Source organism: Ochrobactrum sp. SFR4 (genome assembly GCF_019730395.1).
In the GTDB taxonomy this organism is placed as follows: domain Bacteria; phylum Pseudomonadota; class Alphaproteobacteria; order Rhizobiales; family Rhizobiaceae; genus Pseudochrobactrum.
On record NZ_JAAPBB010000773.1, the window covers coordinates 1 to 272 of the forward strand.

The 272-nt window shown below is 52.6% G+C and carries 1 pseudogene; it reads left to right on the plus strand.

Features of this window, described 5'->3' with window-relative positions:
* Nucleotides 1-272 (plus strand): annotated as a pseudogene (locus tag HBA93_RS21185) (hypothetical protein); the annotation flags it as partial.

Below are 272 nucleotides of genomic sequence, written 5' to 3' on the forward strand. Positions count from 1 at the left end.
GCCGAACTGGGGCAATGTACCGGCTGTGATTGACTATATGGAAAGCTTGCGGTCTGACGGCGTGGATATCAGCTTTGATATGTATCCCTATCCGGCAGGCAGCACATGGATATTACAGCTTCTGCCAGCGGCGGTGATGGATGGTGGTTTGCCAGCTTTGAAAGCGCGCTTACAGGATACAGTATGGCGGCAGAAACTGGCGCATTGGGTGGAGCATGGCGGTGATGATTATCACGGACAGAGCAAAATCTCACTGATCGGTTGGGAGAATG